At 65.3% G+C, this 25,083-nt stretch carries 21 protein-coding genes; 8 read left to right on the forward strand and 13 right to left on the reverse strand.

Features of this window, described 5'->3' with window-relative positions:
• Window positions 1–23: 23 nt before the first annotated feature.
• Window positions 24–644, reverse strand: coding sequence for a helix-turn-helix transcriptional regulator (locus tag JOF56_RS23805; protein WP_209641745.1), 621 nt, complete (start codon window positions 642–644; stop codon window positions 24–26).
• Between the two features lie 193 nt (window positions 645–837).
• On the opposite strand from JOF56_RS23805, the gene JOF56_RS23810 reads away from it, so the two are divergent.
• Genes JOF56_RS23810 through JOF56_RS23825 form a run of 4 tightly spaced genes read left to right on the forward strand, consistent with a single transcriptional unit; the run spans window position 838 to window position 6,035 of the window.
• Window positions 838–1,650 carry a serine/threonine-protein kinase gene (locus JOF56_RS23810; RefSeq protein WP_209641747.1) on the forward strand — a complete coding sequence of 271 codons (813 nt, stop codon included), beginning with the start codon at window positions 838–840 and terminating at the stop codon, window positions 1,648–1,650.
• On the forward strand, window positions 1,650–3,122 hold the full coding sequence (locus tag JOF56_RS23815) for a hypothetical protein (RefSeq protein WP_209641750.1): 1,473 nt from the start codon (window positions 1,650–1,652) through the stop codon (window positions 3,120–3,122). The genes JOF56_RS23810 and JOF56_RS23815 overlap by 1 nt, the downstream gene beginning before the upstream one ends.
• Window positions 3,119–3,568, forward strand: a complete 450-nt coding sequence (locus tag JOF56_RS23820) for a hypothetical protein (RefSeq protein WP_209641752.1) — start codon at window positions 3,119–3,121, stop codon at window positions 3,566–3,568. The genes JOF56_RS23815 and JOF56_RS23820 overlap by 4 nt, the downstream gene beginning before the upstream one ends.
• A complete protein-coding gene (locus JOF56_RS23825) occupies window positions 3,558–6,035 on the forward strand; it encodes an Hsp70 family protein (RefSeq protein ID WP_209641754.1) in 2,478 nt (825 codons plus the stop codon). Before JOF56_RS23820 ends, JOF56_RS23825 begins: the two co-directional genes overlap by 11 nt.
• A 370-nt stretch (window positions 6,036–6,405) precedes the next feature.
• Here JOF56_RS23825 and JOF56_RS23830 read toward each other — a convergent pair whose 3' ends face one another.
• From JOF56_RS23830 to JOF56_RS23840, 3 genes are all read right to left on the reverse strand, one after another.
• Entirely contained in the window at window positions 6,406–9,504 is a 3,099-nt protein-coding gene (locus JOF56_RS23830; RefSeq protein WP_245378366.1) for an AfsR/SARP family transcriptional regulator, read from the reverse strand.
• A 117-nt stretch (window positions 9,505–9,621) separates the two neighbouring features.
• On the reverse strand, window positions 9,622–12,390 hold the full coding sequence (locus JOF56_RS23835; RefSeq protein WP_209641755.1) for an AfsR/SARP family transcriptional regulator: 2,769 nt from the start codon (window positions 12,388–12,390) through the stop codon (window positions 9,622–9,624).
• 112 nt (window positions 12,391–12,502) lie between these two features.
• Window positions 12,503–13,303: an alpha/beta fold hydrolase gene (locus JOF56_RS23840; RefSeq protein ID WP_209641757.1), complete on the reverse strand. Its 801-nt coding sequence runs from the start codon at window positions 13,301–13,303 to the stop codon at window positions 12,503–12,505.
• A gap of 165 nt (window positions 13,304–13,468) precedes the next feature.
• Between JOF56_RS23840 and JOF56_RS23845 the strand changes: the two genes are divergently transcribed.
• Window positions 13,469–14,623 (forward strand): glycoside hydrolase family 64 protein, encoded by a 1,155-nt coding sequence (locus tag JOF56_RS23845; protein ID WP_307855229.1) that lies wholly within the window; start codon window positions 13,469–13,471, stop codon window positions 14,621–14,623.
• 19 nt (window positions 14,624–14,642) lie between these two features.
• Here JOF56_RS23845 and JOF56_RS23850 read toward each other — a convergent pair whose 3' ends face one another.
• From JOF56_RS23850 to JOF56_RS23860, 3 genes are read right to left on the reverse strand one after another with little or no spacing between them, the layout of a single operon-like run.
• Window positions 14,643–15,491 carry a class I SAM-dependent methyltransferase gene (locus JOF56_RS23850; protein ID WP_209641759.1) on the reverse strand — a complete coding sequence of 283 codons (849 nt, stop codon included), beginning with the start codon at window positions 15,489–15,491 and terminating at the stop codon, window positions 14,643–14,645.
• A 33-nt stretch (window positions 15,492–15,524) separates the two neighbouring features.
• The gene (locus JOF56_RS23855) at window positions 15,525–16,805 is read right to left on the reverse strand and encodes an aspartate aminotransferase family protein (protein ID WP_209641761.1); all 1,281 of its coding nucleotides are present in this window, start codon (window positions 16,803–16,805) and stop codon (window positions 15,525–15,527) included.
• Window positions 16,802–17,482, reverse strand: coding sequence for a TetR/AcrR family transcriptional regulator C-terminal domain-containing protein (locus tag JOF56_RS23860; protein WP_209641763.1), 681 nt, complete (start codon window positions 17,480–17,482; stop codon window positions 16,802–16,804). Before JOF56_RS23860 ends, JOF56_RS23855 begins: the two co-directional genes overlap by 4 nt.
• Window positions 17,483–17,755: 273 nt before the next feature.
• Between JOF56_RS23860 and JOF56_RS23865 the strand changes: the two genes are divergently transcribed.
• The gene (locus JOF56_RS23865; RefSeq protein WP_209641764.1) at window positions 17,756–18,199 is read left to right on the forward strand and encodes a hypothetical protein; all 444 of its coding nucleotides are present in this window, start codon (window positions 17,756–17,758) and stop codon (window positions 18,197–18,199) included.
• 5 nt (window positions 18,200–18,204) lie between these two features.
• On the opposite strand, the gene JOF56_RS23870 is transcribed toward JOF56_RS23865, so the two are convergent.
• Window positions 18,205–18,564 carry a hypothetical protein gene (locus JOF56_RS23870; RefSeq protein WP_209641765.1) on the reverse strand — a complete coding sequence of 120 codons (360 nt, stop codon included), beginning with the start codon at window positions 18,562–18,564 and terminating at the stop codon, window positions 18,205–18,207.
• Window positions 18,561–20,966 carry an AAA family ATPase gene (locus tag JOF56_RS23875; protein WP_245378367.1) on the reverse strand — a complete coding sequence of 802 codons (2,406 nt, stop codon included), beginning with the start codon at window positions 20,964–20,966 and terminating at the stop codon, window positions 18,561–18,563. Before JOF56_RS23875 ends, JOF56_RS23870 begins: the two co-directional genes overlap by 4 nt.
• A 132-nt stretch (window positions 20,967–21,098) precedes the next feature.
• Between JOF56_RS23875 and JOF56_RS58180 the strand changes: the two genes are divergently transcribed.
• Window positions 21,099–21,446: a glycerate kinase gene (locus tag JOF56_RS58180; protein ID WP_245378368.1), complete on the forward strand. Its 348-nt coding sequence runs from the start codon at window positions 21,099–21,101 to the stop codon at window positions 21,444–21,446.
• Here JOF56_RS58180 and JOF56_RS23885 read toward each other — a convergent pair.
• Window positions 21,431–22,153, reverse strand: a complete 723-nt coding sequence (locus tag JOF56_RS23885; protein WP_209641768.1) for an SDR family NAD(P)-dependent oxidoreductase — start codon at window positions 22,151–22,153, stop codon at window positions 21,431–21,433. The genes JOF56_RS58180 and JOF56_RS23885 overlap by 16 nt on opposite strands.
• A gap of 71 nt (window positions 22,154–22,224) precedes the next feature.
• Between JOF56_RS23885 and JOF56_RS23890 the strand changes: the two genes are divergently transcribed.
• The gene (locus JOF56_RS23890) at window positions 22,225–22,797 is read left to right on the forward strand and encodes a uracil-DNA glycosylase family protein (RefSeq protein WP_209641769.1); all 573 of its coding nucleotides are present in this window, start codon (window positions 22,225–22,227) and stop codon (window positions 22,795–22,797) included.
• Window positions 22,798–22,899: 102 nt separating this feature from the next.
• Here the strand turns inward: JOF56_RS23890 and JOF56_RS23895 are convergent, their stop codons facing one another.
• The 3 genes from JOF56_RS23895 to JOF56_RS23905 form a co-directional block, all read right to left on the reverse strand.
• Window positions 22,900–23,445, reverse strand: a complete 546-nt coding sequence (locus JOF56_RS23895; RefSeq protein ID WP_209641770.1) for a hypothetical protein — start codon at window positions 23,443–23,445, stop codon at window positions 22,900–22,902.
• Window positions 23,446–23,666: 221 nt separating this feature from the next.
• Window positions 23,667–24,158 carry a hypothetical protein gene (locus tag JOF56_RS23900; RefSeq protein WP_209641771.1) on the reverse strand — a complete coding sequence of 164 codons (492 nt, stop codon included), beginning with the start codon at window positions 24,156–24,158 and terminating at the stop codon, window positions 23,667–23,669.
• Window position 24,159: 1 nt separating this feature from the next.
• On the reverse strand, window positions 24,160–25,080 hold the full coding sequence (locus JOF56_RS23905; protein ID WP_209641772.1) for a hypothetical protein: 921 nt from the start codon (window positions 25,078–25,080) through the stop codon (window positions 24,160–24,162).
• Between the last annotated feature and the right edge of the window lie 3 nt (window positions 25,081–25,083).

Here is a 25,083-nt window from a genome sequence, read left to right on the forward strand (position 1 = left end):
CGCGTGGAATAGATGCATGGGTTTCAGATGACGCCTGCGCGCAGGGCGTATGCGACGGCGTGGGCGCGGTTGCGTAAATGCAGTCTGGCGGTCAGGTTGTAGATGACGTTCTTCACTGTTCGTTCTGAATAGCGGAGTGCCTGGGCTATTTCCTCGGTGGCCAAGCCGTCGGCGATCAGGCGGAGGACGTCGACCTCGCGGGGTTGCAGGCCGGAGGCGTTGAGGCCGTTGGGGGCGAGGACTTCGCGTTGCAGGACTTCGACGCGCCGGAGGAGTTTGCCGAGGATGTCGCGTGGCATGACGCCGTTGCCGTCGGCCGCCGCGAGGATGCTGTCGACGAGCTGGGTGCTGGTGACCGTCTTCTTCGGGAGGATGGCCACCACGCGGCATTCGACCACGGTCAGCAGCGGGGCGTCGCTGAGGTCGCCGGTCATCAGCACGGTCGGCCGCGCGAAGTCGGTCGCCGTCTGTCTGAGTCGTGCCATCGCGTCAGTGCTCAGCCGTTCGGTCGAGAACAGGACCACGTCGGGTCGCTCTCCAACGCCGTCGACCACGGCGAACTCGCGTTTTGTTTCAAGATAGCTGGTCAGCCCCACGTGAGACATCGGATCCGATGTCTGGACGGTCACGCGCACCTGTTGCATGCGAGCAGTCTGAGTGGGCGGTCTTAATGAAGTCTTGCCGCGGCCACCGGCCAGTTGAATCCTGCCCGGGGCGGCCGCCTGCCAACAGGGTGCGACAGGCACTCGTTGTTGCCCGAATTGACCGAGCAGCGGCAGTGATTGTCCGGGAATTCGGCCGGGAGGGGTCCCAGCCGGCCGGGGTTAGCGTGCCGGCATGTGTTTCCTGGTTGAGGGGCAGCGCATAGAACCGGGCTATGTGGTGGAACGCCTGCTCGGCGAAGGCGCGTTCGCCGAGGTGTACCGGGTCCGGCACCGATTCATGGGCCGGCAGGCGATGAAGGTGTTCAAGCAGGCCGGTAGCGGAGCGCTGATGACCGAAGCGGTGCTGCTGACCAGGATCGCGCATCCGAACATCGTGCGGGTGTTCGACGCGGGAACGGTCGCGACCGCCTTTGGTGAACGCGGGTTCTTCACGATGGAATACGTCGCGGGCGGCACTTTGTACCGGTTGTGGGCGACGCCCCGCAACCGGCCGATCGCGGTGGCCGAAACCGTGCGGATCATCCACCAGGTGTCCAGGGGTTTGGCGGCGGCGCACGCTGAACGGCCGCCGATCATCCATCTCGACATCACCCCGCACAACATCCTGATCGGGCCGGACGGGCGTGCCCGGCTGGGTGATTTCGGTCTGGCGAAAGTGGCCCGGCCACTGCCCGGAAAAGCCCGGGGACAGGTGACCCTGGCCTTTGCCGCGCCGGAATCGATGCTGGGTGCGGTCGCGGAATCGTGTGCGATGGACGTCTGGTCATTGGGCGCCATCGCCTACCTCTTGCTGACCGACCGACATCCGTATCCCGAAGGAGCCTCGCGGCGCACACGACCGGTCGCGCCAAGCGCGCTCAATTCTGACGCCGACACGCGGCTGGACGACATCGTGCTGGCCGCGCTGGACCCGAATCCTGTTGGCCGCACACCGAATGCCACCGTACTGGCCGGGCAGCTGGCGGATTGGGGAGCCGGGCTGTGATGCAGACCGCGACCGATCTCGACCAGGTCCTGAGTGCGATTTCCGGGCCGGACCTGTACCGCGCCAACATCTTCAACATCACCGGCGTGCCGGCCGGTGCGTCCGCCGGGCAGATCCGGCGGATGCGTGAAGAGGCCGTTCTGCAGAGCAGGCTGAACCCGGATCTCGACGCTGACGCAATCCGCAGCGCGTTCGAAACGATGCGCGACCCGGTTGCCCGGCTCATTCACGAGCTTCTGTGGTTCCCGGCACCGCAACAGCATCGCGAAGCCGTGGAAACCGAATACCAGGGCCCGTTCCCGGCTACCAGCGGCGAGGCGAAACGGCTGGACAAGCTGTGGGTCAACAGCCTCACAGCGTGGGCGTTGCGACTGGAGGCGCCGGAATTCTGGGCACACGCCAAAGAACGGGTCAAACAGATCGATGACCCTCGGCTCACCACGGGGACCGTCCGGCGGCTGCGAGACCGATTGCCGCAGCACATCGTCTCGGTGACAGCCGATCTCGCTGTCCGCGCCGCGCGCTGCGGAGATTCGGGCCGCTTGGTGAAACTTCTGGTGAATTCGCCTTTCCCGAGCGAACTGGTGCGCGACACGCTGCGTGACGCGGTCCGCCCAGCCGAACAATCGATCGTTTCCGCCTGCAGTGGGGCACGGGATGCTTTGCAGGCAAACCAAAGCCGGGCCGAGGATATCGCAGAGGACCTGTTGGGCAAGGTCGGCAGCCCGTTGCTGGTAGTCGAAGCACTGCGGGGGACAGGGGATGACATCACTGTGGTGCTCAGCGACGAGGTCGCGCTCGTGGTCAACAACTGCGCCGTTGCCCATAACCTGACGGGGCACCGGCCGGACATAGCTTTGCGGTTGCTGGCATCGGCAAAGTCGTTCGCGCGCCTGCGCACCACGACCCGGCTTGTCGACGACAACATCGCAGTAGTCAGCTTGAACGACCTGACGACGGAAATGCGGGAGCTCTGCGAACGGGACAAGGTGGACAAAGCCGATCGGCGGCGGCGAGCGTTGCTCAGTGTGCTGCCGGACGGGGAGCTCAAACAGGCCTTGCAGTCGATTCCGCCGGATGACAACCGGGTCGGCGCGGACGTCCCTCGAGTACCGGGAACTTTCAGCCTGTTCGGTTGCGGCAAGAGGTTTGTTGCTCTTACGCGCGGTGACGACCCCTATCATTACACCGCGCTGCTCATGGTGAGCATCCTGTTCGTTCCGCTGATCCCGGTGTCGGCGTACTTCGCCACGATTTTTCAGTTGCGGGCCAGGATTCCGTTGGGCCGGTGGGCCCGTTGGTGGCGGTTCGCCGTCCTCAACTTCCTGCTCGGCTTGGTCGTCTCGGCTGTCTTCGGGTCGCTGATCAGCAATATGGATGTGCTGCTCACGGTTTACGGTGTGTCGCTGCTCGTTGTCGGAGTCCGGTGGTTGCGGCTGCGGATGTGGGCTTTGAGGAAGGTGGGCCGGTGATCCTCGGCAGGCTGCGGCAGTGGCGGTTCCCGCCCGAGTTCAGGATTCCGGACAGCTATCCGGAGATTCCGCCGGCGCCACAGGAAGATACCGAACCTGCTGATGTGGTGATGGCAGATCTGGCGACGAACTTGTGGCGAGTCACCAAGAAACTCACCGGTGAGCAGAACGGCGATGCCGCACGCGGTCGCCGGATGGCCTCGCGACATGCCCAGGCGGCGCAGGAAAGCCTTGCCGAGGCCGGTATCCAAATTCAGGACCACGACGGGACCCCCTTTCACCCAGGCCTTTCCCTGGACGTGATCGCCTATGAAGCGCGCCCGGGAACGGCGAGCGAGACGGTCGTGGAAACCGTGCGCCCCTCGATCTACCGGGCTGGTCGCTGTATCCAGACCGGTCAGGTCATTGTCGCTCAACCCGAAGGAGTTCAGCAGCATGACGCGTGAAACCGTCGACTTCGGTATCGACCTTGGTACCACCAACAGTGCCATCGCGGTGTCGGCGGGCTCCGACGGGACCGTGGTGCGCAACAACCTTGAGATGGAGTACACCCCGTCCGCAGTCTATATAAGCAAATCCGGCAACGTCTATGTCGGCAAGTCCGCCCGTGACCGAGTCGAAGCCGACCCTCTGAACGCGCACTCAGAATTCAAGCTCCAGATGGGAATGCGGGACAAGCCAAGGATGTTCGCCGATTCCGGCCGGGCGCTCGCGCCCGAGCAACTGTCTGCCGAAGTCCTGAAATCGCTGCGTGCGGACGTGCAGAAGAAGCTCGGGGAGGCGATCACCGCCGCTGTGATCACCGTTCCGGCGGCCTTCGAGCTGGACCAGTGTGATGCGACTCGCCGGGCGGCAACGTTGGCAGGCCTGGATTTCGCGCCGCTTGTCCAGGAACCGACCGCGGCCGCGTGGGCGTACAGCGCGCAGGCCTCGAATGTGCCTTCGAAGTGTTTCTGGCTCGTCTACGACTTCGGCGGCGGGACGTTCGACGCGGCTGTCGTGCAGGTCCAGGACGGCGAGTTCACCGTGGTCAACCACGCCGGAGACAATTTCCTCGGCGGCAAGCTGATCGACTGGACCATTGTGGACGAACTGCTCGTGCCCGCGGTCGCCGCGGACGGTTCGCTGCCCGCGTTCGACCGCTCGCATCCGCGGTGGCGCAGCAATGTCGCCAAGCTCAAAGTCGCCGCGGAGAACGCGAAGATCGAGCTGTCGCACAGTGATTTCGCCGAGATCGCGGTGGAGATCGCAGACGAGGACGACCGGCGGTTCTCGTTCACCTACGAGATGACCCGGGCGGACGTCGAGCGGCTGTCGCTGCCGCTGTATCGCCGTTCCGTGGAGTTGTGCCGCCGGGCGCTGTCGGAGAGAGGACTCAAAGCCGCGGATATCGAACGGGTGATTCTCGTCGGTGGCGCGACCATGGCGCCCGCGCTGCGGGCGTTGCTGGCCGATCCGGTTGATGGGCTTGGCATTCCGTTGGACCACAGCCTGGATCCGGTCACGGTGGTCGCCCGGGGTGCCGCGATTTTCGCCCGGACGCAGCGAATTCCCCGGGACCTGACCAGACGGGCGGTCGTTTCGGGGCATGTCCGGCTTGATTTCCAGAACCAGCCGACTGGCCGCGGCAGTGATCCGCTGGTCGGCGGCAAGGCGGTCGAGCCGGTCCGCGATGACTGGACCGGTCACACGATCGAGTTCGTGAACAACACCCATCAGCCGATATGGCGCAGCGGCCAGGTGCCGCTGACCAAAGCGGGGACGTTCACCACGAGATTGCTGGCCGCGGCGCAGTCGAACAAGTTCGACATCGAGTTCCGCACCCCGGCCGGGACACTCGTGCCGACTGAGCCCGCGAGCACTTCTTATCAGCGGATGAACATGGAGGGCGGTGACTCGACTCTCAGCCATTCAGTGGGGGTATGGCTTGAGGGCAACGAGGTCAAGTGGATTCTGCGCAAAGGCGCGGAACTGCCTGCCGTCAAGCGGATCGTTCTTGAGTCCACAGTGGATGTACGCCGAGGCGCGGCAGCCGGGCTGATCCGCGTGCCGATCGTCGAGGGGGAGCGGCCGCGTGCCGATCGCAACACGGTGATCGGCCAGCTGGACATCCGGCCGGACCAGATCACCCGGGATGTCCCGGCCGGCAGCGAGATCGAGGTGTCGATCACGATCGACCGGAGTTTCACGCCGCACGTGGACGCGTTCGTGCCGATCCTGGACGAGGAATTCGACATCGAGGTCGAGCTCGGCCGGACCGGGGCTCCCGGAGTCAAGGAGCTCCGCAGGCAGTGCCGTGCCCTGGAAACGCAGCACGACAAGCTCCACGCGGCCGGGGCCAACCCATTCCTGCAGGAGGTCCAGGATCTGCTGGTCAAGATCAGGCACACCTTGGACTCGGCCGAACACAACCCGGACGCGCCGGCCGCGGCACAGGCGCTGATCCGTACCGCGGAATCCCTTTTGGACAAGGCTGAGGAAGCCGCCGAACTGCCACAGCTACTCGCCGAAGCCAGCCAGATGCGACAATGGGTGGCGGATCTGAACGCCGAGGCCGGAGACCAACGCTCCAAACAGGAAGCCGTCGAAGCCCAGCGGAAACTCGATGAGGCGGCCACAGCGGGCGACATCACAGTGGTGACTCACCAGATCGAGGTACTGCGCAAGATAGGTGTCGACGTTCTCGAATCAACCGGCGAACTCCCGGCGATCCGATTCAACGCTCTCAAACAACACTTCTCCGGCAGCCGCGATCCACGCATCCAGGCACTGATCGCCGACGGCGACAAAGCCCTTGTGCAAGGCGACAACAATCGCCTGACCATGATCGCCAACGAACTCGGCAGATTGGTCCCGCCGGACCGTCCCGTCCCCGACGACTCAGCCCCGTCAACCGTGCGATCCCGTCGATGAGTGCTGTGCTCGAAAGGACGGTTGAGGCGGCGAGGGCGGGGCGCTATGAAGAGGCCGTGGCGGCGCTGGAAGGAATGGGTGGGCGGGAGAGTGATGATCCGCGGGTATTGGACCTGTTGGCGAGGGTGCATGCGCAGCGGGGCGAGTTCGCGGACGCCGACTCTTGTTGGGCGACTGCGCTTTCGCTGGATCCTGGTTGGCGGGGAGCGATTGAGGGAAGGCGGCGGATTGCCGCGTTGCAGGCCAAGCGGTTCAGGCCTCGTGTGTGGCCAGGCGTGGTCGCACTTGTTGCCATAGCGGGGGTTCTGTTGCCGAACACGCCTCAGCCCGATATGTCTGGGAGACAGGCGCAACAACACCGTGATTGTGGTCATTGGTCTTTGTGCGACTCGATAAGGGCCTGTACATCCAGTGCCCTCTTCTCGGTCAGGGTCTCACCGCGTTTACGCGTACGCTGAACGGCCTGGCCGATGAAATGGCTCGCTTTGCTGACGTTGCCCAGGTCCAGGTAGGCATGGGCGACCTCGATCAAGGCGGAGGCCTCAAGCTGCAACTGGCCGTCGCCGCGCAGCCGGATCAACACCTGCTCGGCGTGTGCCAGGGCCACGGCGGGCTCACCGGCGTTCCGGTGTGCGCTGGCGAGTCCGATCAGGATGGACGTCTCGCCGTACCCGAATCCGATCTCCCTGGCCACATGCAGCGCTTCGGTGTAGCCCGCGATTGCCTCGATGTGCCTGCCCTGTCGGTTGTGGACGGTCGCGATCACCTCACGGGCGCCGGCCTCACTGCGGCGTTCGCCAAGCTGTGCGCTTACGACCATGGCCTGGTTCGCCTGGGTCAGCGCGAGATCGAGCCGGCCCGCGTCGCAGTTGATCTCGGCTGTGCAGACCAGTGTGATCAGTTCGCCGAACCGTTCACCGATCTCCTGGCAATAGGCGATCACCCCCTCGAGCAAAGAAATCGCTTCGTCGAGCCGGCCAAGGCGCCATGTGGCGATGCCCAGTGCGTTGAGCGCCCGGAAAGCCGCCGTGCGATTGCCGGTCGACTCGCTCAACGCGAGCGAGCGCTCGTGCCAGCCGATCGCCGTGCCGGGCATGCCCAACGAGGTCAGAGCCACGCCGATGTAGTTCAGGGCCAGGATCTCTGTTTCCACATTGCCGGTTTTCCGGGCCGCGGCAAGCGCTTGGCGGTGGTAGCGCTCGGCCAGCCGTGGCTGCCCCATCTGCATGTGGATCCGGCCGAGGTGGTGCAGTGCCTGGCCCGCGGCATCCGTGTCGCCGATGTCGTTGGCTACGTCCTGAGCCCGCCGGTGATAGTCGATGGCCCGCTTGTAGTCGCTGAGGTTGTACGAAACCACGCCCAGAACGTCGAGCATCGAGATCTGCGCGGCGCGTTCGCCGGCGTCCTCGGCCGCGTAGAGCGCGGCTTCGAATGCCGCGATCGCTTCGGGAGCGTGCCCACGCGCCTGCAGGTATCCACGCAGAACGTCGACAAGCCGCCAGGCGTAGTGATGCAGCACGGGATGAGCCGCGGCCCAGGTCACGACGGCGACAAGGTTGTAGCATTCGTTGTCCAGCCAATGCGATGCCGTGGACGTGGTCAGCGAAACCGCGTGCCCGCAAGGCGTTGGCAACGGCAGCCGTGGCGTTCCGGGGTACAACAGCATGGCCGCCGCATGCGCGGTGTGCAGATAGTAGTCAGCCAGACGCGTCATCGCGGCTGCGGCTTGCGCGGCATTGGCCTGCGAAGCCGCGTACTCCCGGATGAGGTCGTGGAACCGATACCGGCCACGCGTGTCGCGCTGCAACAAAGCTGCCGCGGTAAGCCGGTCAAGCGCTCGGTTGGCTTCGGACGGCGTCAGATCGGCCAGCGCCGCCGCGGCGGAAACGCCGATGTCCGGACCGGGAGCCAGGCCGAGCAACTGGAACAGTTCGCGGTCGCGGTCACCCAACCGCAGATAGGAGTGATCGAACGCGACCCGGACGGCGGACGGCTTGTCCCCGTCGATCGCCAGTTCGGTGAGACGTCCGAACTGGCGCATTTCGGTGAGGTAGTCCGCAAGAGTCCGATGTGGATTCGCGGCGAGGTTGGCACCCGCGATCCGCAGGGCGAGCGGCAGACGGCCACACGCCCAAACCAGTTCCACCAAGGACTCCGGCTCGGCCGAAGCACGCTCGGCACCGATCAGCCCGGCCAGAATGGCGATCGACTCCTCTTCTGAGAGCTCGCCCAGCGGCAGCTGGTCGGCCCCGGGATTGACCGCCAGGCCACGCAGGTCGCCCCGGCTGGTGATCAGCACATGGCAGCCGGGATCGCCGGGCAGCAACGGCCGCACCTGGTCGGCGTTCACGGCATTGTCCAGCAGCAGCAACATCCGGCGTCCGCCGAGCAGACTGCGGTACAACGCCGCCTGGCTCTCCAGTTCGCTCGGAACACGGTCCCGCGGCACACCAAGCGCTTTGAGGAACCGCGTCAGCACAGCCGCCGGGGACAACGGCGGATCGGCCGCGTATCCCTGCAAGTCCACATACAACTGGCCATCAGGGAATTCGGGTTTGAGCAGATGGGCCACGTGCAGGGCGAGCGATGTCTTGCCGAAGCCGGGCGGCCCGGAGATCACGGTCACCCGGCCACGCGCGCCGGTCAGCTTCGGGATCAGCTCCGCCCGGCCGACAAAACTGTGGATGTCCGCAGGCAGCTGGCCGATCGGCGCCGCCGGTGTGTCCGGCTCGGCCGAAGCGGGTTCGGCGAAGATCGTGCGCTGCAGCTGTCGCAGCTGCGGGCCGGGGTCGATGCCCAGCTCCTCACGGAACTTCCGGTGCACTGTCCGGTATGTGTCCAGTGCATCGGCCAGCCGGTCGGACCGGTGCAACGCCTGGATCAGCTGGATCCAGAACTGCTCGTGCCACGGGTGGTCCTTGGTGTGCTGGACGAGGTCGCTGATCACCTCGCGGTGCCGGCCTAGGTCCAGCAGCACCTGGATGCGTCGCTCGACCGTGCGCAGACGATCTTCGGCCAGCTCGGCCACGGTTTCGCGCTGCAGCGACTCAGAGGGGACGTCGCTCAGCGCCGGTCCACGCCAGCAGGCCACCGCCTCGGTGAGGGCGTGCAGCTCGTCGACGAGTTCATCCGCCTCGCGAGCTTCCTGGGTGAGCTGCCGGAACCGCAGCAGATCGACCTGGCTGGACGGAACTTTCATCAAATATCCGTCCGGACGGGTCTCAATCAACCCATCATCCCCTAAGATACGACGTAGCCGCATGACGTACAGCTGAACGCTCTTGCGGGCGGTACTGGGGGGATTCTCGCCCCACATCCGCTCGCCCAGCTGGTCCACCGACACCGTCGAATTCGCCCGCAACAGCAGCGTGGCCAGCAGAACGCGCAGCTTGGGCCCGTTGATCGCGACCCGGTCGCCGTCGCGGATCACCTCAAGCGGGCCCAGCAAGCCGTACCTAAGGTCGGACATCTTCCCCCAACTAGTCCTTGACCTGGAAAAACCTTCACCGCACTTGATGTTGTCGTTGGTCGGAGAGTAACCGGCAACGGGCCTGCCGGGGCTGCGATACCGGCAACAGTCGAGCCGTCAGGCGCGGACCTTGGCGAGCCAGGCGGCGGGGGACAGGGCGGCGAGCTCGCTGCTTTCCCGGCCCTGACTGGCCTCGCTCAGCCCCCGGGCACGCGCCCAGTACGCATCCGCAGTGGCCGGATCGTCTGGCGCAGTCGCTGCGGCGAGGTCCCGTAAAGTTCTTGCCTGCCACAACGGCAGATCGAGCTCGGTCCACAAGTCCAGGGCGGCGCCCAAAGTCTCCTGGGCGGCGACGAGATCCCCCGCGGCGAGATGGACTTCACCGAGGGTCCGGGTCATCAGGGCGACGCCGAACCGGTCGTGCCGGCGTGTGCATGTGTACAGGCACGAGCCCAGAACCCTGATCGCCTCGGAGTATTCGCCGAGGCGCATCGAGGCCTTGGCCCAGGATTGCCGCGCATAGGCTGTGCCGAGTTCGTCGCCGATCTCGTTGAGAAGTGCCGCGGACTGCCCGGCGAGTTCCGCGGCGACGGCGTACTCGTCGACGGCACGGTGGCAAAGGCTCAAGCCGCGCAATGCCAACGCCGCGCCGCGAAGATCACCGATCTGCCGGTAGGTGTCGGCGCAATTCTGGAAATGCGCTGTCGCACCGGGAATGTCGCCGTGGTCGCGGCTGATCGCGCCCAGGCCGTAGTTCGCGGCGGCGACAACAGCCGGGTAGCCCGAATCGGCGGCGGCCGTCAGGTCGGCGACAGCGGTGGTGTACGAAGCGAGCTCGCGGTGAACGCTGCCCATGCCGACCAGGGCGATAGCCCGGGTCTGCTCGTCACCGGCCATTGTGGACGCTTGCTGGAAGTAGGCGAGCGCTTCGGTGAACGCGTCCAGTTCGGCGTGCGCCTGCCCGAGCCCGGTGAGCATCACGGCTTCAGCCGCAGCGTCACCGATGATTCGCGCGGCCGCGAGACCCGCTTGCAGAACCCGTTTCCACTCCCCGAATTCGTTGCGTGCGGCGAAAGGCGCGGCCAGGCGCGCGGCCAGGGCGACGATGGCACCATGATCCACACCCAGCTCGTGAGCCCGTTCGATCATCCGCGTGACCGCGGCGGTCTCGGACTTGAGCCACTCGCCTGGGTCGTGCACGGCGTCGTCGGTCAACAGCGGGTCGACGACGATGTCCGGCGTCTGCGGGGGCAGCAGCGGCACTGTCACCTGTGGCAGGTCACGCGCGCATTCCTCAACGAGCACAGTCCACGTCGCCACCGCACGGGACACCGCCGCGGCGACGCCTACGCCCGACTCGTGCTGTTCGGCACCGAACAGCTGGACCAGGTCATGCAGCCGGTAGCGGACCCGGCCGATCGCGTCCACCCCGGCGACGTCCACGAGCCGCAAGTCGACCAGGTGCTCGACCATGTCCTCGGCGTCCCGGGGCGACACACCCAGCAGCGCCACCACTGGCCACCAGCCGAAATCCGGCAGGTCAAGCAGGCACAGCAGGTGGAACGCCCGCCGCTGCCGCTCGTCGAGCTCCGCGTAGTTCAGCCCGAGGCTGGACCGGATCGCCAGGTCGCCCACGGTCAGCTCGTCCAGCCTGCGGCGTTCGTCGGCCAGCCGGACGATCAGCGCGTTGAGCGGCCAGTCCGGCTGTGCGAGCAGCTTCGCCCCGGCCGCCCGGATGGCGAGCGGCAGGCCGCCGCACAGTTCGACGATCCGTCCGGCGTCGGCACCCTGGCTGGCGACGCGCTCGTCGCCGAGGATGTTGCTGAGCAGGTGCACGCCGTCGTCCAGTGTGAGGAAGTTCAGCTCGACCGCCTCGGCGCCCAGCCCGGCCAGCCGGGACCGGCTGGTGATCACGAGCAGGCAGCCCGGTTCTCCCGGCAACAGCGGCCGGACCTGCTGTTCGTTGCGGGCGTTGTCGAGCACGATGACAAACCGGCGACTGGCGATCCGGGAGCGGTACTGCTCGATTCGCTCCTCTGTGCTGGCCGGCACGGCGCCCGCGGGCATGCCTATGGTCTGCAGCAATCGGCCGAGCACCTCGTGCGCCTGGTCGGCGCCACGCAGGTCGACAAACAGCTGGCCGTCCGGGAACTGGCTGCTCAGCAGGTACGCGGCGTGCACGGCCAGCGCGGACTTGCCCACACCACCGAACCCGGAGACGACCACAGTGCGTTGCCCGGCCGTCTCGCCGAGCCGCAGGATCGTCTTGAGGTCCTGCTCACGGCCAGTGAAGTCGGCGACGTCCGGTGGGAGATTGCGTGGCCGGGTGGCCGGCGCACCGACCGTCACCTGGGCGTGCGCCATGATCTCGGAGTGCATCGCGGCCTGGACACGAGCACGTCCGGCTTGCGCTTCCGCACGGTCATGCTCGAGGGACTCGGCCCAGCTCCGGGCGAACGCGGCGTCCACATCCGCCAGTGCCGGACCGCGCCACAGCGCGAGCGCCGAGTCGTACAGCTCGGCGGCCCGTTGGAGATCGTTGTCCTGTTCGGCCTGCTTCGCCTGCCCCAGCCGTTCGGCAAAAACGCCCAGGTCAGTGCATGCGTCAGGGACATCGAGCCGGAAACCGGACTCGTCGGCGGTCAGCGCATCGCCCCCGCCCGCCGCGGCGATCGCGCGGCGCAGCGTGGACACGTATGTCTGGATTGTCGCTGATGCCGGAGGGGAGCCGCTCCGGACGAGCTCGGTGGCGCGATCCGCCGGGACCGGCCGACGGGCCTGCTGCAGCAGCGCCACCAGCAGAGCCTTCTGCTCCAGGCCACCCAGCGGCACACCCGTACCGTCTGAGGTGGTCAGATCGACCGGCCCAAGGACCAGAATGCGCACCTAGCCATGCCCCCCAAGCGGTGAACCAACCTCTTGTGATTCTGACACAGCCCGCGGCGGGCGGATCAAATCGGCGTGTTCCCGCTGGACACGCACCTGCCATCGCCGGGTTTCAGTCCTTGAAGAACCTCGTCAGCACCGGCGCGAGCACCTTGGGGTCGACCATGTGCGTCTGGCCCTCGATGGTTTCCCGTTGTGCGTGCGGAATGCCCGCCGCGATGGCCTCGGCGGCGAGCGCGAAGAAGTCGCCGCCACCGCCGACGAACGACTCCGCGCTGGCGCCACCGATCGCGACCAGGGTGGGCTGGGTGATCTTGGCGAGCCGCTCGGCGGATGGCCGGCCGTTGCCCATGCAGGCGGCGTCGTAGGCGAGCGTGGGAGCGAGGGCTTCCAGCCCGGCCCACACCGGCGAGTTGCGGGCGCTTTCGACGTTTTCCTCCGGCGCGCCTGCGAAGCGCATGAAGAGCGCGAACGCGTCACCCCGACGGCCTTCAGCGAGCAAGGCGTTCAGGGTCTCGTTGTACTCCCGGTTCCTTTCGTCGCCGCCAGGCAACAGGTCGTAAGGCACTTCGTAAACCGCGAGTTTGTTTGCCTGGACACCAGCTGCGGCGGCCTCAAGAACAAGCGCGCCACCTGACGAGATGCCATACAGGTGCGCGGTTCCACCAGCAGCGGCGATGAGCGCCGCGATGTCCTCGAATTCACGGTCGACGGTGTACGGCAGCGTGTCGTCGCTTTCGCCGCGGCCGCGCCGGTCGTAGTTGTACACAGTGAAGTGTTCGGCCAGCTCGGCAGCGAGCGGTGCGCTGTCGTGGCGCGTGACTGTCGCTCCGCCAACCAGGATCACAGCCGGGCCGTTGCCGCTGCGGTCGTAGACGAGCGTCGTGCCGTCCTTCGAAGTCACACTCTCCATGGCCCCGAACGCTATCAGGAGGCCGTCAACGCTGCTGTTTTGTCCATAAAGAGCCAAAGAACGCCTTTCGGGCGACGTGAACATTGACACACACGCTTTGCCGGGCGACGCTATGAGAGCGCTCTCACCGCTCCAACCGGGAACAGCCCCAGAGGAGGAAAACAGGTGCGTGTCAAATGGAAGATTGCGGCATTGGCCGCTGCCGGCCTGATGGCTTTCACCGCGCTCACGGCGCAAGCCGTGCCCGCGACCATCCCGCTGGAGTTCAAGAACAGTTCAGGACGCAGCGATCCGGTGTACATCTACAACCTGGGGACGTTGCTGTCGACCGGCCAGCAAGGCTGGGCGGACGCCAACGGGACGTTCCATCCCTGGCCGGCGGGTGGCAATCCACCGACACCGGCGCCGGACGCGTCCATCGCGGGCCCGGCGAACGGCCAGACCAAGACCATCCGGATTCCGAAGTTCTCCGGCCGGATCTATTTCTCCTACGGCCAGAAGCTCGTCTTCAAACTCACCACCGGTGGCCTGGTCCAGCCCGCGGTGCAGAACCCGGCCGACCCGAACGTGAACATCCTGTTCAACTGGTCGGAGTACACGCTCAACGACTCGGGTATCTGGATCAACAGCACCCAGGTCGACATGTTCTCGGCGCCTTATTCGGTCGGCGTTCAGCCGTCCAGCGGCGCGATACGGAATGCCGGAAGGTTGAAGCCAGGCGGTTATGCGGCTGTTTTCAACGGTCTGCGGGCTCAGGGCTGGGGCGGGCTGATCCGTGGCAACAACTTGCGTGCTCTGGCCCCCGGGCACGGAATTGAAGCCGGTGCCCTGCCTGCGTCGGTGATGAACGACTACATCGACCGGGTCTGGACGCGATACGCGTCGCAGACCCTGACCGTGACACCGTTCGCCAACCAGCCGAATACGAAGTACTTCGGCCGGGTACAAGGCAATTTCATGGTTTTCACCAACGCGTCAGGCGGATTCGCCACCCAGTTCGAGAAACCGGACTCCGACAGCGTCTTCGGCTGTCACAAGCGGCTGGACGCGCCGAACGACCTGGTCCGGGGCCCTATCTCGCGCACCCTGTGCGCCGGGTTCAACCGGTCGACGTTGCTGGTCAACGCCAACCAGCCGGACCCGGACAACACGAACTTCTACCGTGACCCGGTGACCAACCACTTCTCCCGGTTGATCCACGCACAAATGGCCGACGGCAAGGCTTACGGCTTCGCCTTCGACGATGTCGGGGCGCACGAGTCGCTTGTGCACGATGGAAATCCATTGCAGGCGTACATGACGATCGATCCCCTGGACTAGGCAATGGCGCCTCGCGGGCTCAGCCTGCGAGGCGCGCCTCGATCAACCACGCTGCCGAGTCGTACACGACACCTTCCGCGGTCTGGTGTTCGGCCAGGTTTGCCCGCAGTTGCTCGAGCGCGGACTCCCTGACCTCGGCCTCGAGGTCCTTGACCAGACCGCAGAAGTGGTCGTGCACGTAGTCGTACGCGTCCTCGGTGTCCTTACCGAAGTACATCGGTTCGCGGAGCGCCTGCAACTGGATGTTCTCGAACCCGGCCGGCGCCAGCAGCGACCGCACGCGGTCCGGGTCGCTGAGCGAGAACGGGCTGGGCGCGGTGGGCGGCGGCATCGGCAGATCGCGGCCCGCGGCCAGAACGGCCCGGAAGGTGCTGAGCCACTCGTTGTCGGCCAGAGCCTGCCATGTCAGCAGAACAAGCCGGCCACCAGACCGGATGGCACGCGCGATGTTCTTGAACGCGGCAGCTGGATCGCCGAAGAACATCGCACCGTTCCGGCTGACCACGACATCGAAGTGACCTTCGGGGAACGGGTGGATCTGGGCGTCGCGCTGCTCGAAGGTCACGTTCGTGAGTTGCTCGGCCGCGGCTCGTTCTCGCGCGAGCCGCAGCATCTGTGATGACAGATCCACGCCAAGTGCCGTGCCGCAGCTGGCCGCACGGGCGAGGTCGCGTGTCGTGGTCCCGCTGCCGCATCCGATGTCGAGAACGTTGTCAGCAGGATCGACCGCGGCTGCGGCGAGGAGTTTCGGCTGGTAGCGGGCGACACCCTGATCGAACCGGTCGGCGCGGGCGGTCCAGAACTCGCCGTTGGGGCCGTCCCACGCGGTCAGCTGGTCCGCATTGGAAGGATCGATACGCACAGTCATCCAGATCCCCCAGGTTTTGTGTGTCTCACAACTTTATAGACAAGTCCGTAACGCTGTCCGCAGAATTCCGACCGCGATGTCGACCTCTTCGGCGGTGGTCGTCAAGGGCGGTGCCAGACGCAGGCAGTTGCGTTGTGACCCATCGCCTTTGACGATGTTCATCGACAGCCCGAGCCGCAGGCATTCCTCGGTCACCGCGCCACCGAGATCGTTGGCGGGCTGCTTGGTCTCGCGGTCCTCGACCAGTTCCAGCCCGACCAGCAGGCCCCGGCCGCGGACATCCCCGATCTGCGGGAACTCCGTTTGCAGCGCGCGCAACTGTTCCATCAGGTACGCGCCCATCTTCTGCGTCCGCTGTACGAGGTCCTCGTCGGCGATCACGTCCAGCACAGCGAGCCCGGCCGCGGCGGGCATCGGGTCGGAAACGTGCGTGGTGATGTGCAGGAAGCCGTTCTGCACAGCCTTTTCCGCGATCTCGGCGCTGGTGATCGTCGCGCCGAGCGGGATACCGCCGCCCAGGGTCTTGGACACCGTGAGGATGTCGGGAACCACGTCGTCGTGCTCGAACGCGAACATCGCACCTGTGCGGCCGAATCCGGTCTGGGCCTCGTCGGCGATCAGCAGCATGCCGCGCTCGTCGCACTTCTGCCTGGCGGCCCGCAAATAGCCGTCCGGCAACGGGATCACCCCACCTGCGGACAGCACAGGCTCGACGACCATCGCCGCCAGCGAGCCGACCGAAGCCTGATCGACCAGGTCGAATCCGACGTCCAGGCAGGTCATGTCGCACGACCGCACGCAATGCCGGACCGGGCAGCGGTACTCATACGGTGCGGGGATCGCGAAGCTGCCTGGCATGTTGGGGCCGAAACCCTTGTGACCCATGGAGAACGTCACGGAGTTGGTGCCCGCGAGCAGACCGTGGAAACTGCGGGTCAGCCCGACGACCTCGAACTTGCCGGTGAACGCCTTCGCCAGCTTGAACGCGACCTCGTTGGTCTCCGACCCGGTGTTGAGCAGGATCGACTGCTCGAGCGGGTCCGGCAGCAGCTCGGCCAACCGCCTTGCCAGCTCCAGGACATCCTCGTTGATCATCCAGGAGTTGAGGTGGATGACCTCGCGTAACGAGCGTTCGACCGCCTCGGCGATCCGGGGGTGGTTGTGCCCCAGCGTCGAGCTGATCTGCCCGGACGTGAAATCCAGGATGCGCCGTCCGTCGGTGGTCAGCACCCAGGAGCCCTCGGCCTTCTCGACCACGAACGGCGCGAAGTCGCCGGCGTAGCGGATCAGGAATCGTTCACGCTCGTCGTTCATACCCGCTCCTGTTTCACACGCAGGCCCAGGATCAGCAGCTCCAGCGAGGCCTCGAAACTGCGGTCCATCGGCCGGACCCGGCCGGATTCCCAGCGCGTCATGAAGGCGTTGCCGGCCAGCAGGTCCATGTTGCGGGTCATGGCCGGGTACGCGTTCGGGTTGACCGACCGGAGCTGGCCGGCGTATTCCTCCTGCCAGTCGTCCTCGACGTCCAGCGGGCCGCTGGCCAGCTCCAGGCTGACCCAGCCGAGGATGAACCCGGCCACCGCGTTGTAGACGTCCACCAGGTCGCGGCCGGTGAACCCGGCCCGCTCCAGAACGTTGAGCACGCGCTCGACCAGTGGCAACGCCGCCGTGGTCACCACCAGCTGAGACCCGATGACAGGGGACAGGTTGGGGTGGCGGTGCATCGCCTGCCGGCACAGCCGGGCGACCTCGACCAGCCATTCGTCCCACCTCAGCTCGTGGTCGGCGGGCAGCACGATGTCGTCGAGAACAGTCGCCGTGACGGCCCCCACCAGCTGGGCCTTCGTGCCGATATGCCAGTACAGGGCCGTCGGATAGACCCCGATCTCTTTGGCCAGGGCGCGCATGGACAGCGCCTCCAGGCCGTGTTGGTCCACGTAACGCAGGGCGGCGGTCACGATCTCCGGACGCGACAACGACCTACGGCCCATCAGGACACTCCCACCGCCAGACGTCAAATGCGTCCGCGATTGTACGGTGTACAGATCACTCTTGTACGTTGTACAAGTCACGTTGGGTGTCTTCGCCGCCCGCCTGCCGCGGCTTTCGTCCACTGTGCTTTTCCACAGTGGACGACTGGCCACCCCCGCGCCGCCCGGCGGCTCGCATTCGGCAAAACCCGAACGTGACCTGGGGCCCATTCGTCACAAAAAAGTTCTAGGGTGAGTCACATCCATGCACCAGCGTCGGTGGTGGAGGAGCCGATGAGAATGTGGCGCAGGCCGCGAGCGGCCGCCCGAGCCCGGGCCGACCTGGCCCGAAGCCTCGCCGCCCTGATCGACTTAGTCGACCAAGGCGTCCGCGAGCAACCCAACGCCGAGGAAACCATCGCCGAGTGCTGCCGCGCCGGCGAGATCCCCAACGACGTGGCCCGCCGCGGCGGGCGCATAGTCAGCGAATACGCCAGGCTCCACCGCGAGGCCACCGACCACGCCGCCGGCCCAGGCTCGCTGCAGAACCGTGTCGCCGAACTCCTGATGTACCACGCCACCACAGTCGAAGGCTGCCTCAAACTCGCCTTCTCCCACTTCTGGAGCCCCAAGGCCCAACGCCACGGCCACACCCACTCAGGCCTCGGCGAACCAGCCCGAACCCTGCGCGAATCCGGCACAGCCCTGCGCCTCTGGCTCAACGACCTGGAGAAGTAGCGTCTTCAGATCACTGATGTGCCTTGCCGCAGCGCCGCGCAGATCCGGCTCGCAGTGGCGTGCAACGAATACAGCTCATGGACTGTCGGCGCGAGCTCGTAGTCGTGATGGTGGGACGCCCGGCTCAACGTTGACCAGAGAGCTGCTGCTTCATGGGCCGTGTCCGTGTCGACGATCTGCCTCAGCGCGATGAACTGGGCACGCATGCTGCACGAGTTCATTTCGGGCCGCCGCGACTCCCACAGTGCGGTGATCTCGTTCTCGACGGCGAGCCGAAGCAGCCAGACACAGCACTGCGGCCAGACTCCGATGAGTTCGCCCGGCGTGCCCAGCAGCTGCCTGACGTAGTCCAGTCGTTCGTTCACTGCCTCTCCACCCATGACGCGAGTGCCTCAGTGTCCTTGATCAGCTGGCCGAGATCGCCTTCGTAGCCACGATGGGCGCCTTGCTTGCAGGCCTGCACCGTCTCGACTGCCCGTGGACCCGAGATCTTTATCCGGCTGTAGAGGTCGGCGTTGCGGGTCGGATCGTCGAACACCGCCAAGGTGAGTTTCTCGTGGGTGGTGCGGGTCGTCTCGATCAGGTCGTCAACGTCGTGGTACCTCTCGCCACGGCTGAGCCGCCGCGACCGGATCACCTGATGGCTGACCGCGTCCAGGGCCGACCGGCACATGCTGACGACGATCTCGCAACGGAAGGCGGCTGGCATCTGAGTCGTCCTGGCCACCGCGCGTGCGTCGGCCAGGTAGCGTTTCACCGGATTCCCGGCCGCCCGAAGCTCCACTCTGGACTGTTCACCGCGAACGACTTCCCAGATCGTCGCGGGCAGCTTCTGCCGGCGGACGGCTTCGGCGAGGCGGTCGTCGTGCGTGAAGACAATGACCTGCCGATCCTCGGCGAGATCCGAGAGTACGCGAGCAAGACCGTCCACTTTGGCGGGATCCATCGCCTGGACGGGGTCGTCGATCATGACGAACCGGAACGGACTCTGCTCGACTGTCGCGCGCGGAAGGAACAGTGACAGAGCCAGTGCGTGGAGCTCTCCTTGACTCATCACACCGAGCGCGGCGCTCCGTGACCCGTCGACCTGGACCTCAAGATCGACCTTGCGCTGGACCAGGCCGCCGGCCAGCTTGAACTTGCCCAGGTCGACATTGCTCTGCTGGCGCAGTGAATGCCAGATCCGTTGCGCGGCCTCCGCGTACGGCAGCACACGCTGGTCACGCAGGTCGTCCCAGGCCTTCTTGATCCATTCCTGGGCGGCATGGAGTTGCTTGCGGCGTTCGGCGTTCGCCGCGACCTGGCGTGCCTGCTCCAGCCAAGCCAGCAGTTTGCCGGCAAACGGCTGCCAGACCTCGTTGCGGCGAGTCAGCTCCTGCTCGGATGCCGCCCGCAGGTCACGTACCTTTCGTGAGAGGACGTGATGACGTTCCCACAACTGGGAAGCAACGTCCTCGGGCGACTGGAGCGTGGCGAGCGCGCGCCATTCTCGCCACGCTGCAAGTGCTTCCGTCGTGTCGACACCTGGATGCCCCTCGGCCAGCTCGGCAGGGATCGGAGCGATGAGTTCACGCACGTCGTCCTGTGCATGACCGACTTCGAGCTCCGCCGCCCGTAGTTGCGCGGCAACGGATTCATGAGTGGTTACCGCAGTCGTGGCCCGAACACGCCAGTCCTGATCAAGGTGGCCCGCGGCGCAGACCGGACATGGTCCGTCGCCTGTCGACTCGTGGAGCAGCAGCGCGCGGCGAAGCAGATCCGCGGTGTCGCGCGCCGAGCTGACGTCGGCGGTTCTGCGGTGATTGAGCACGCCGAGCGCTGTGCTCAGACGCTCCACTGCGGCCTTGACCAGATCGTCGCCAGGCAATGGCAACTCCGCGAGCCGCCGAAGTGCCGTCCCAGCGGTTGTGTTCGCGTCGCCAGGCGCGACAAGCCCGGCGAGCCGTGCGAGATCAGGCTGGGCCGGCTGGAGCATGCGGGCGCATTCCGCCGCCCGTGGATCGTCGATCTCGGTGCATTCCGTGAGCAGGGCTTTCCGGTCGCTGGTGACGATTTTCGCCGCGTCGTTGAGCTGCTTGAAGGACTCCTGCAGGCGTTTGCGAGTGTCGGAAAGCGACTCGAGGCCCAGCAGCCGGAAGACCGAGTCATAGAGTTCACTGGGTTTGCTGTTGATGAGTTTGCCCAGCTCACTGTAAGACAGGAACGGCCGGTAGGTGACCAGCTCCGAACGCCATCTGTCGCCATTGTAGGCAACAGAATCCTGACCGGTGCGAATCCACCAGCCGGCATCGTCGATCTTGTCGTTCTGCCAGCTCCGGCTGATCCGGATTTTGCTGTCCCGGTGCGCCGACACCAGGTCGACGGCGACCGTCGCGGGCCCGTCGTGGTGCAGGTTGCGCCAGCCCTCGCGCCAGACCGAGGTTCGTGCGCTCCACCTTTCGTTGTCGCCGGTCATCGCCACCTCGGCGGCCTCGGCGAAGCTCGACTTGCCCGAGCCGTTGCGGCCGGTGACCAGGGTCAGGCCCGGACCGGGCGTGACCTGCAATGTCTTTCTCGGCCCGATTCCCCGGAACCCCTCGACATGGATCGCGTTGAGAAATACCTGCCGCGGACTGTCCGGCTGTTCTTCCAGCGGACGGCCGGAACTGTCGCCGGGATCGTCTCTGCCGTCGAACGCGGCGAGCACCAAAGTGTGTACCGCCGGATCCGCAGTGCTGGTCAATCGCTCGACCAGCAGTTCACGCACGCCGTCGGTCGCCGAGTTCAAAAGAACCTCCCGGAAGCACAATTCAATGTACAGTTCTCACCTCCCAATCGCGGATGCGTCATCGCCGTTACGCAGGTTGCCGCGTTGTCTTTTCGGAGTACTGAAATGCGCAGCTCAACGAGGGGTCCCTTCATGAAGAGAGCTTCATCGGGGACTCACCGGACTCTCGTTGGAGCGGTGATCCTGGGTGAGAGCGGCGACCCGGTGAACCCGGGCGGTGCGGGCCTGGCACCGGTGAAATCCATTGACATTGCGGGAATGCATCAGGGACTGGCGGAGGCCGAAGTCCTGCTCGCGGTCAACCCACACAATGTCCTTTGTGGTCCCAACGGAGTCGCTCGCGTGTTCGGGCCACAGAAAGGAGCCACGCCAGAACAGGTCTCGGTCCTGTCCGACGCCCTCGAACGGTGGGCTGTCGGACGCTGCCGAGCGAGTGCTCCGGCTCATGCTGGTCGGCAGTCGAATCACCAAGTCGGGTGAACGCTCACACCACCATCCACGACGAGGTCATGCCCGGTGATCCACGTGGCCAGCGGCGAAGCCAGGAAAACGCAGGCATTGCCGACATCCTCAGCCGTGCCAAGCCTTTTGAGAGGCGCGGACGCTTCCCAGCGCCGCACACCCTCAGGCCACGCATCACCCAATCCAGGACGGTCGATCAACCCGGGCGAGACCGTGTTCACCCGAATTCCGAACCGCCCATACTCCAACGCCGCCGACCTCGCATGCATGATCAACGCAGCCTTCGACGCATTGTAATGAGCATGCCCCCACGCAGGCTGCGTCCCCTCAATCGAGGCAATATGCGTGACCGAACCCCCACTGTCCCGCATAACCTCTGCGGCAGCCTGCGTACAAGCGAACGCGCTCAAAACATTGGTATCCACCACAGCGCGCCAATCCGCGGCAGTCATCCCCGCCAGATCCTGCACAGGCTGGACCCCGGCATTGTTGACGACCGCATCCAACCGCCCCAACCACCCAAAAGCCTCACGCACAAGCCGATGACAAGCTGCCTCATCACTGAGATCAGCCCGCACCGCAACAGAATCAGCCAGCTCTTCAACCTCGCCCCGGTGATAGTGCGCAACAACTCGCGCACCCGCCCCAGCGAACTGCCGCGCGATTCCCCGCCCAATCAGCCCACTCGCCCCGGTAACAAGCACAACCGAACCGTCAAGATCCATGCAGACACAGTACTGTCACTCGCAGGCAACCCCATCCGGTCTTCTCGTGACAACCTCGCTACGGTCAACGAATGACCAAGCTCGGCCGAATCCGCAAAGCCCTGATGGCGGACCCAGCCAACGCCTGGGCAACCGAACTCGGCTACCAGCCCGTCTACACGGCGGCCCCCGACGCCCGAATCGCCGTAATCGGCCAAGCCCCAGGCAAGCGCGCCCAGGAGACAGGTATCCCCTTCAACGACCCCAGCGGCGTCAGACTCCGGGCATGGCTCGCCGTCACCGACGAACAGTTCTACAACCCCAACCTCTTCGCCATCCTCCCCATGGACTTCTACTACCCAGGCAAAGCCGCCCACGGAGACCTCCCACCCAGACCAGACTTCGCCCCCAAATGGCACCCCCAGATCCTTCACGAAATGCCCAAAATCCAACTGACCCTCCTAATAGGCAGCTACGCCCAAAAGCGCTATCTGAACCCCAAAACCTCCCTGACCGAAACCGTCCGCTCCTACCAGACGTACCTCCCCGAAATGTTCCCTCTCGTCCACCCCTCACCCCTCAACTTCCGCTGGCAATCCAAAAACCCCTGGTTCGAGGCAGAGGTACTCCCCGTCCTGCGCTCAGAGGTCCACAAAGCATTGTGAAGGACTGAACGTCCATGGCGTTGCGGCATCACGCCAGCGCTGGTTCCTCAGCGCGGTCAAGAGCGGCCACCTCGGCTGGCCGCAGTTGAGCGGACCAGGCAGTCAGCGGATGTCGCAATAGGGGTAAAGCTGGGTGCGGTTGTCGTCAGCGGGCGGGATGGCTTTGCGGGGGATGACCCACGTCTCCCGGCCGAAGTTCGAGCAGGCCCCGGTGACCACGGTGTACTGCCGGGTGCCGCCGATGAGAGTTCCGTTGGTATCACGGAAAACCGCTGCCGGATTCGCACCCCACAACGGACGACAGGCCGTCGACTGCGGTACAAACCGGATCTGCGTGCTGTTCGGAACCTTCGGATCTTTGCGAACAGTCTGCCGGTACTCGGCGGTCACCTGACCGAAGTCATCTCCCAATGCGTCGGCGGCAAGCCACTGGGATGTCCGCGTTTCGACCTCGAACTTGGCCACTCGCAGGTCGCCGACCCTTGTCGGGCTGACCGTCATCCCGACACCGATCCGCTGACCTGGCATGACGATGGGGATCTCATCCGTGGCGCTCTCGAAACCAGTGATCTCCGCGCCTTGCGCGTCGAGGAGCCGCAGGGTGACCTGCGTGTGATACGCGATCCGGTCGTGAGGGTTCTCCAGCATTGCACCAAGACTTACGGAGTCGAATTCGTCCACCGGTTGTGTGAACCCTTGCTCGGCCACGCGCAAACCGCCTTGCGGTACATCAGCCGACGCCTCGTTCGGCGGGACCGTCTCAAGGATGTCGCATGAGCTCCCGAACCACCTATGGCCACCGAGCAAGATGGCCGTGGCCGTTCCCAGGATGGCTACAATCACGATCGCGATCCACCGATGACGTCGTGTCACGCGAAGTACCTGAGTTTGAGATCACGAATATTCGCCTGGTAGTTGTCAGCCAGGTCCTGGACAGCCTCCTGGACCCGGGCGGAGAACTCGTTCTCGTCCAGTTCACGGATCGTTCCCCAGACGATGTGAACCTCCAGATTCTGCATTCCCACCACGGAGAATGTCACCCGCCCGTCCCGCGAGCGCCCACTTGACTCCATGGCAGCACGGGCCGCGATGAAGTCCCGGTCGTTCTGGGTCTCAGCTCCTGCCGCGTTGAGGAATGATTCGTCGAGTTCAGCGCGGTACCTGCGGACCCACTCCACGTAGAGCAGACGGCCGGTACTCGCCAGGAGTCGTTCCAGGGTGCTCTCCTTCATCCACCCATAGACGCTCTCGCCGAACGAGATCGAGACGTTCTTGCGGTTTCGCAGGTCGGCGTAGATTTCCGAGCCGGGTGCCTGGACCCTAAGGCGGATGCTGTCCAGTCGGTCGGCGAGTGACTCCATCTCAGCTCGCCTCGCCCATCTGGTCGGCCCCGGTCATGTTGCGTCCTCGGCCATCCGCCAGGGCGGGCCGATTGGCGACCAGGAGCGTGCGGTTCGCACCGACCAGGTCGCCTACCGCATTCAGCGCCGGAGCGATTCCTGGAGTACGTTCGTTCCCTTTGTTCTCCACGTCATGGATGAGGTCTGCCAACGCGTTGAGAGCTTGTTTCATCGCATTGGTGATTTGGATGGCAGTTTCGCCAGCGTATTGCTTCTCCGTATTCGAGGGTGGCGCAGCCGCGACTACCTGAGCCGCGGCGCCTACAGCGGTGATCGCGACCGGAGCGGCAGTGCCGGCTGTGAGCAATGACGCGCCGACCGCCGCCACTGAGGCGACGACGGTGAAGCCGATGGTCCAAGCGTTCTTGTCGCAACATGTGGCGTTGTCCAGCGCGTCCATGGTCGTGTGCGCGATCTTGTCCACGTCCTCGCGGGCCTTCGCCCACATGGACTGGTGCGCCTCCAGGGACGCTTTCAGAATGCTGGCCAGGATGAACTGGTTGCGGGCGACCGGCGGAAACGTGTCCAGGAAGTTCTGTTTGAAGGCCATCGCGGCTTTGCCGGTCCAGTCCTCCAGATAGTCACTCGCGGTGGTCATGTTCGCCAGGACGACATTGGCGAGGTAGACGTCGTTGGTGACGGGGTCCTTGTTCTCGCCGCTGGACAGTTTTCGCAGAACGATCTTCAGATCGTCGATCAGAGGCTGGTAGGCGGCTGGTTTGGGCATGTCGGCGAACGGCCGGAAAAGCTCGGGGATGTCACGGTAGTAGCCCTCAACGCCGCCCCTGGCATACTCAGGGTCTGTTTCGTTGTTGGTGACGGCACGCTTGACCGCTTTCTGCTGAATGGCCGCTGCGTGAGTCATGAGTTCGTCGAAGCTCATCCG

The sequence above is a fragment of the Kibdelosporangium banguiense genome (assembly GCF_017876405.1).
GTDB classification, from domain to species: domain Bacteria; phylum Actinomycetota; class Actinomycetes; order Mycobacteriales; family Pseudonocardiaceae; genus Kibdelosporangium; species Kibdelosporangium banguiense.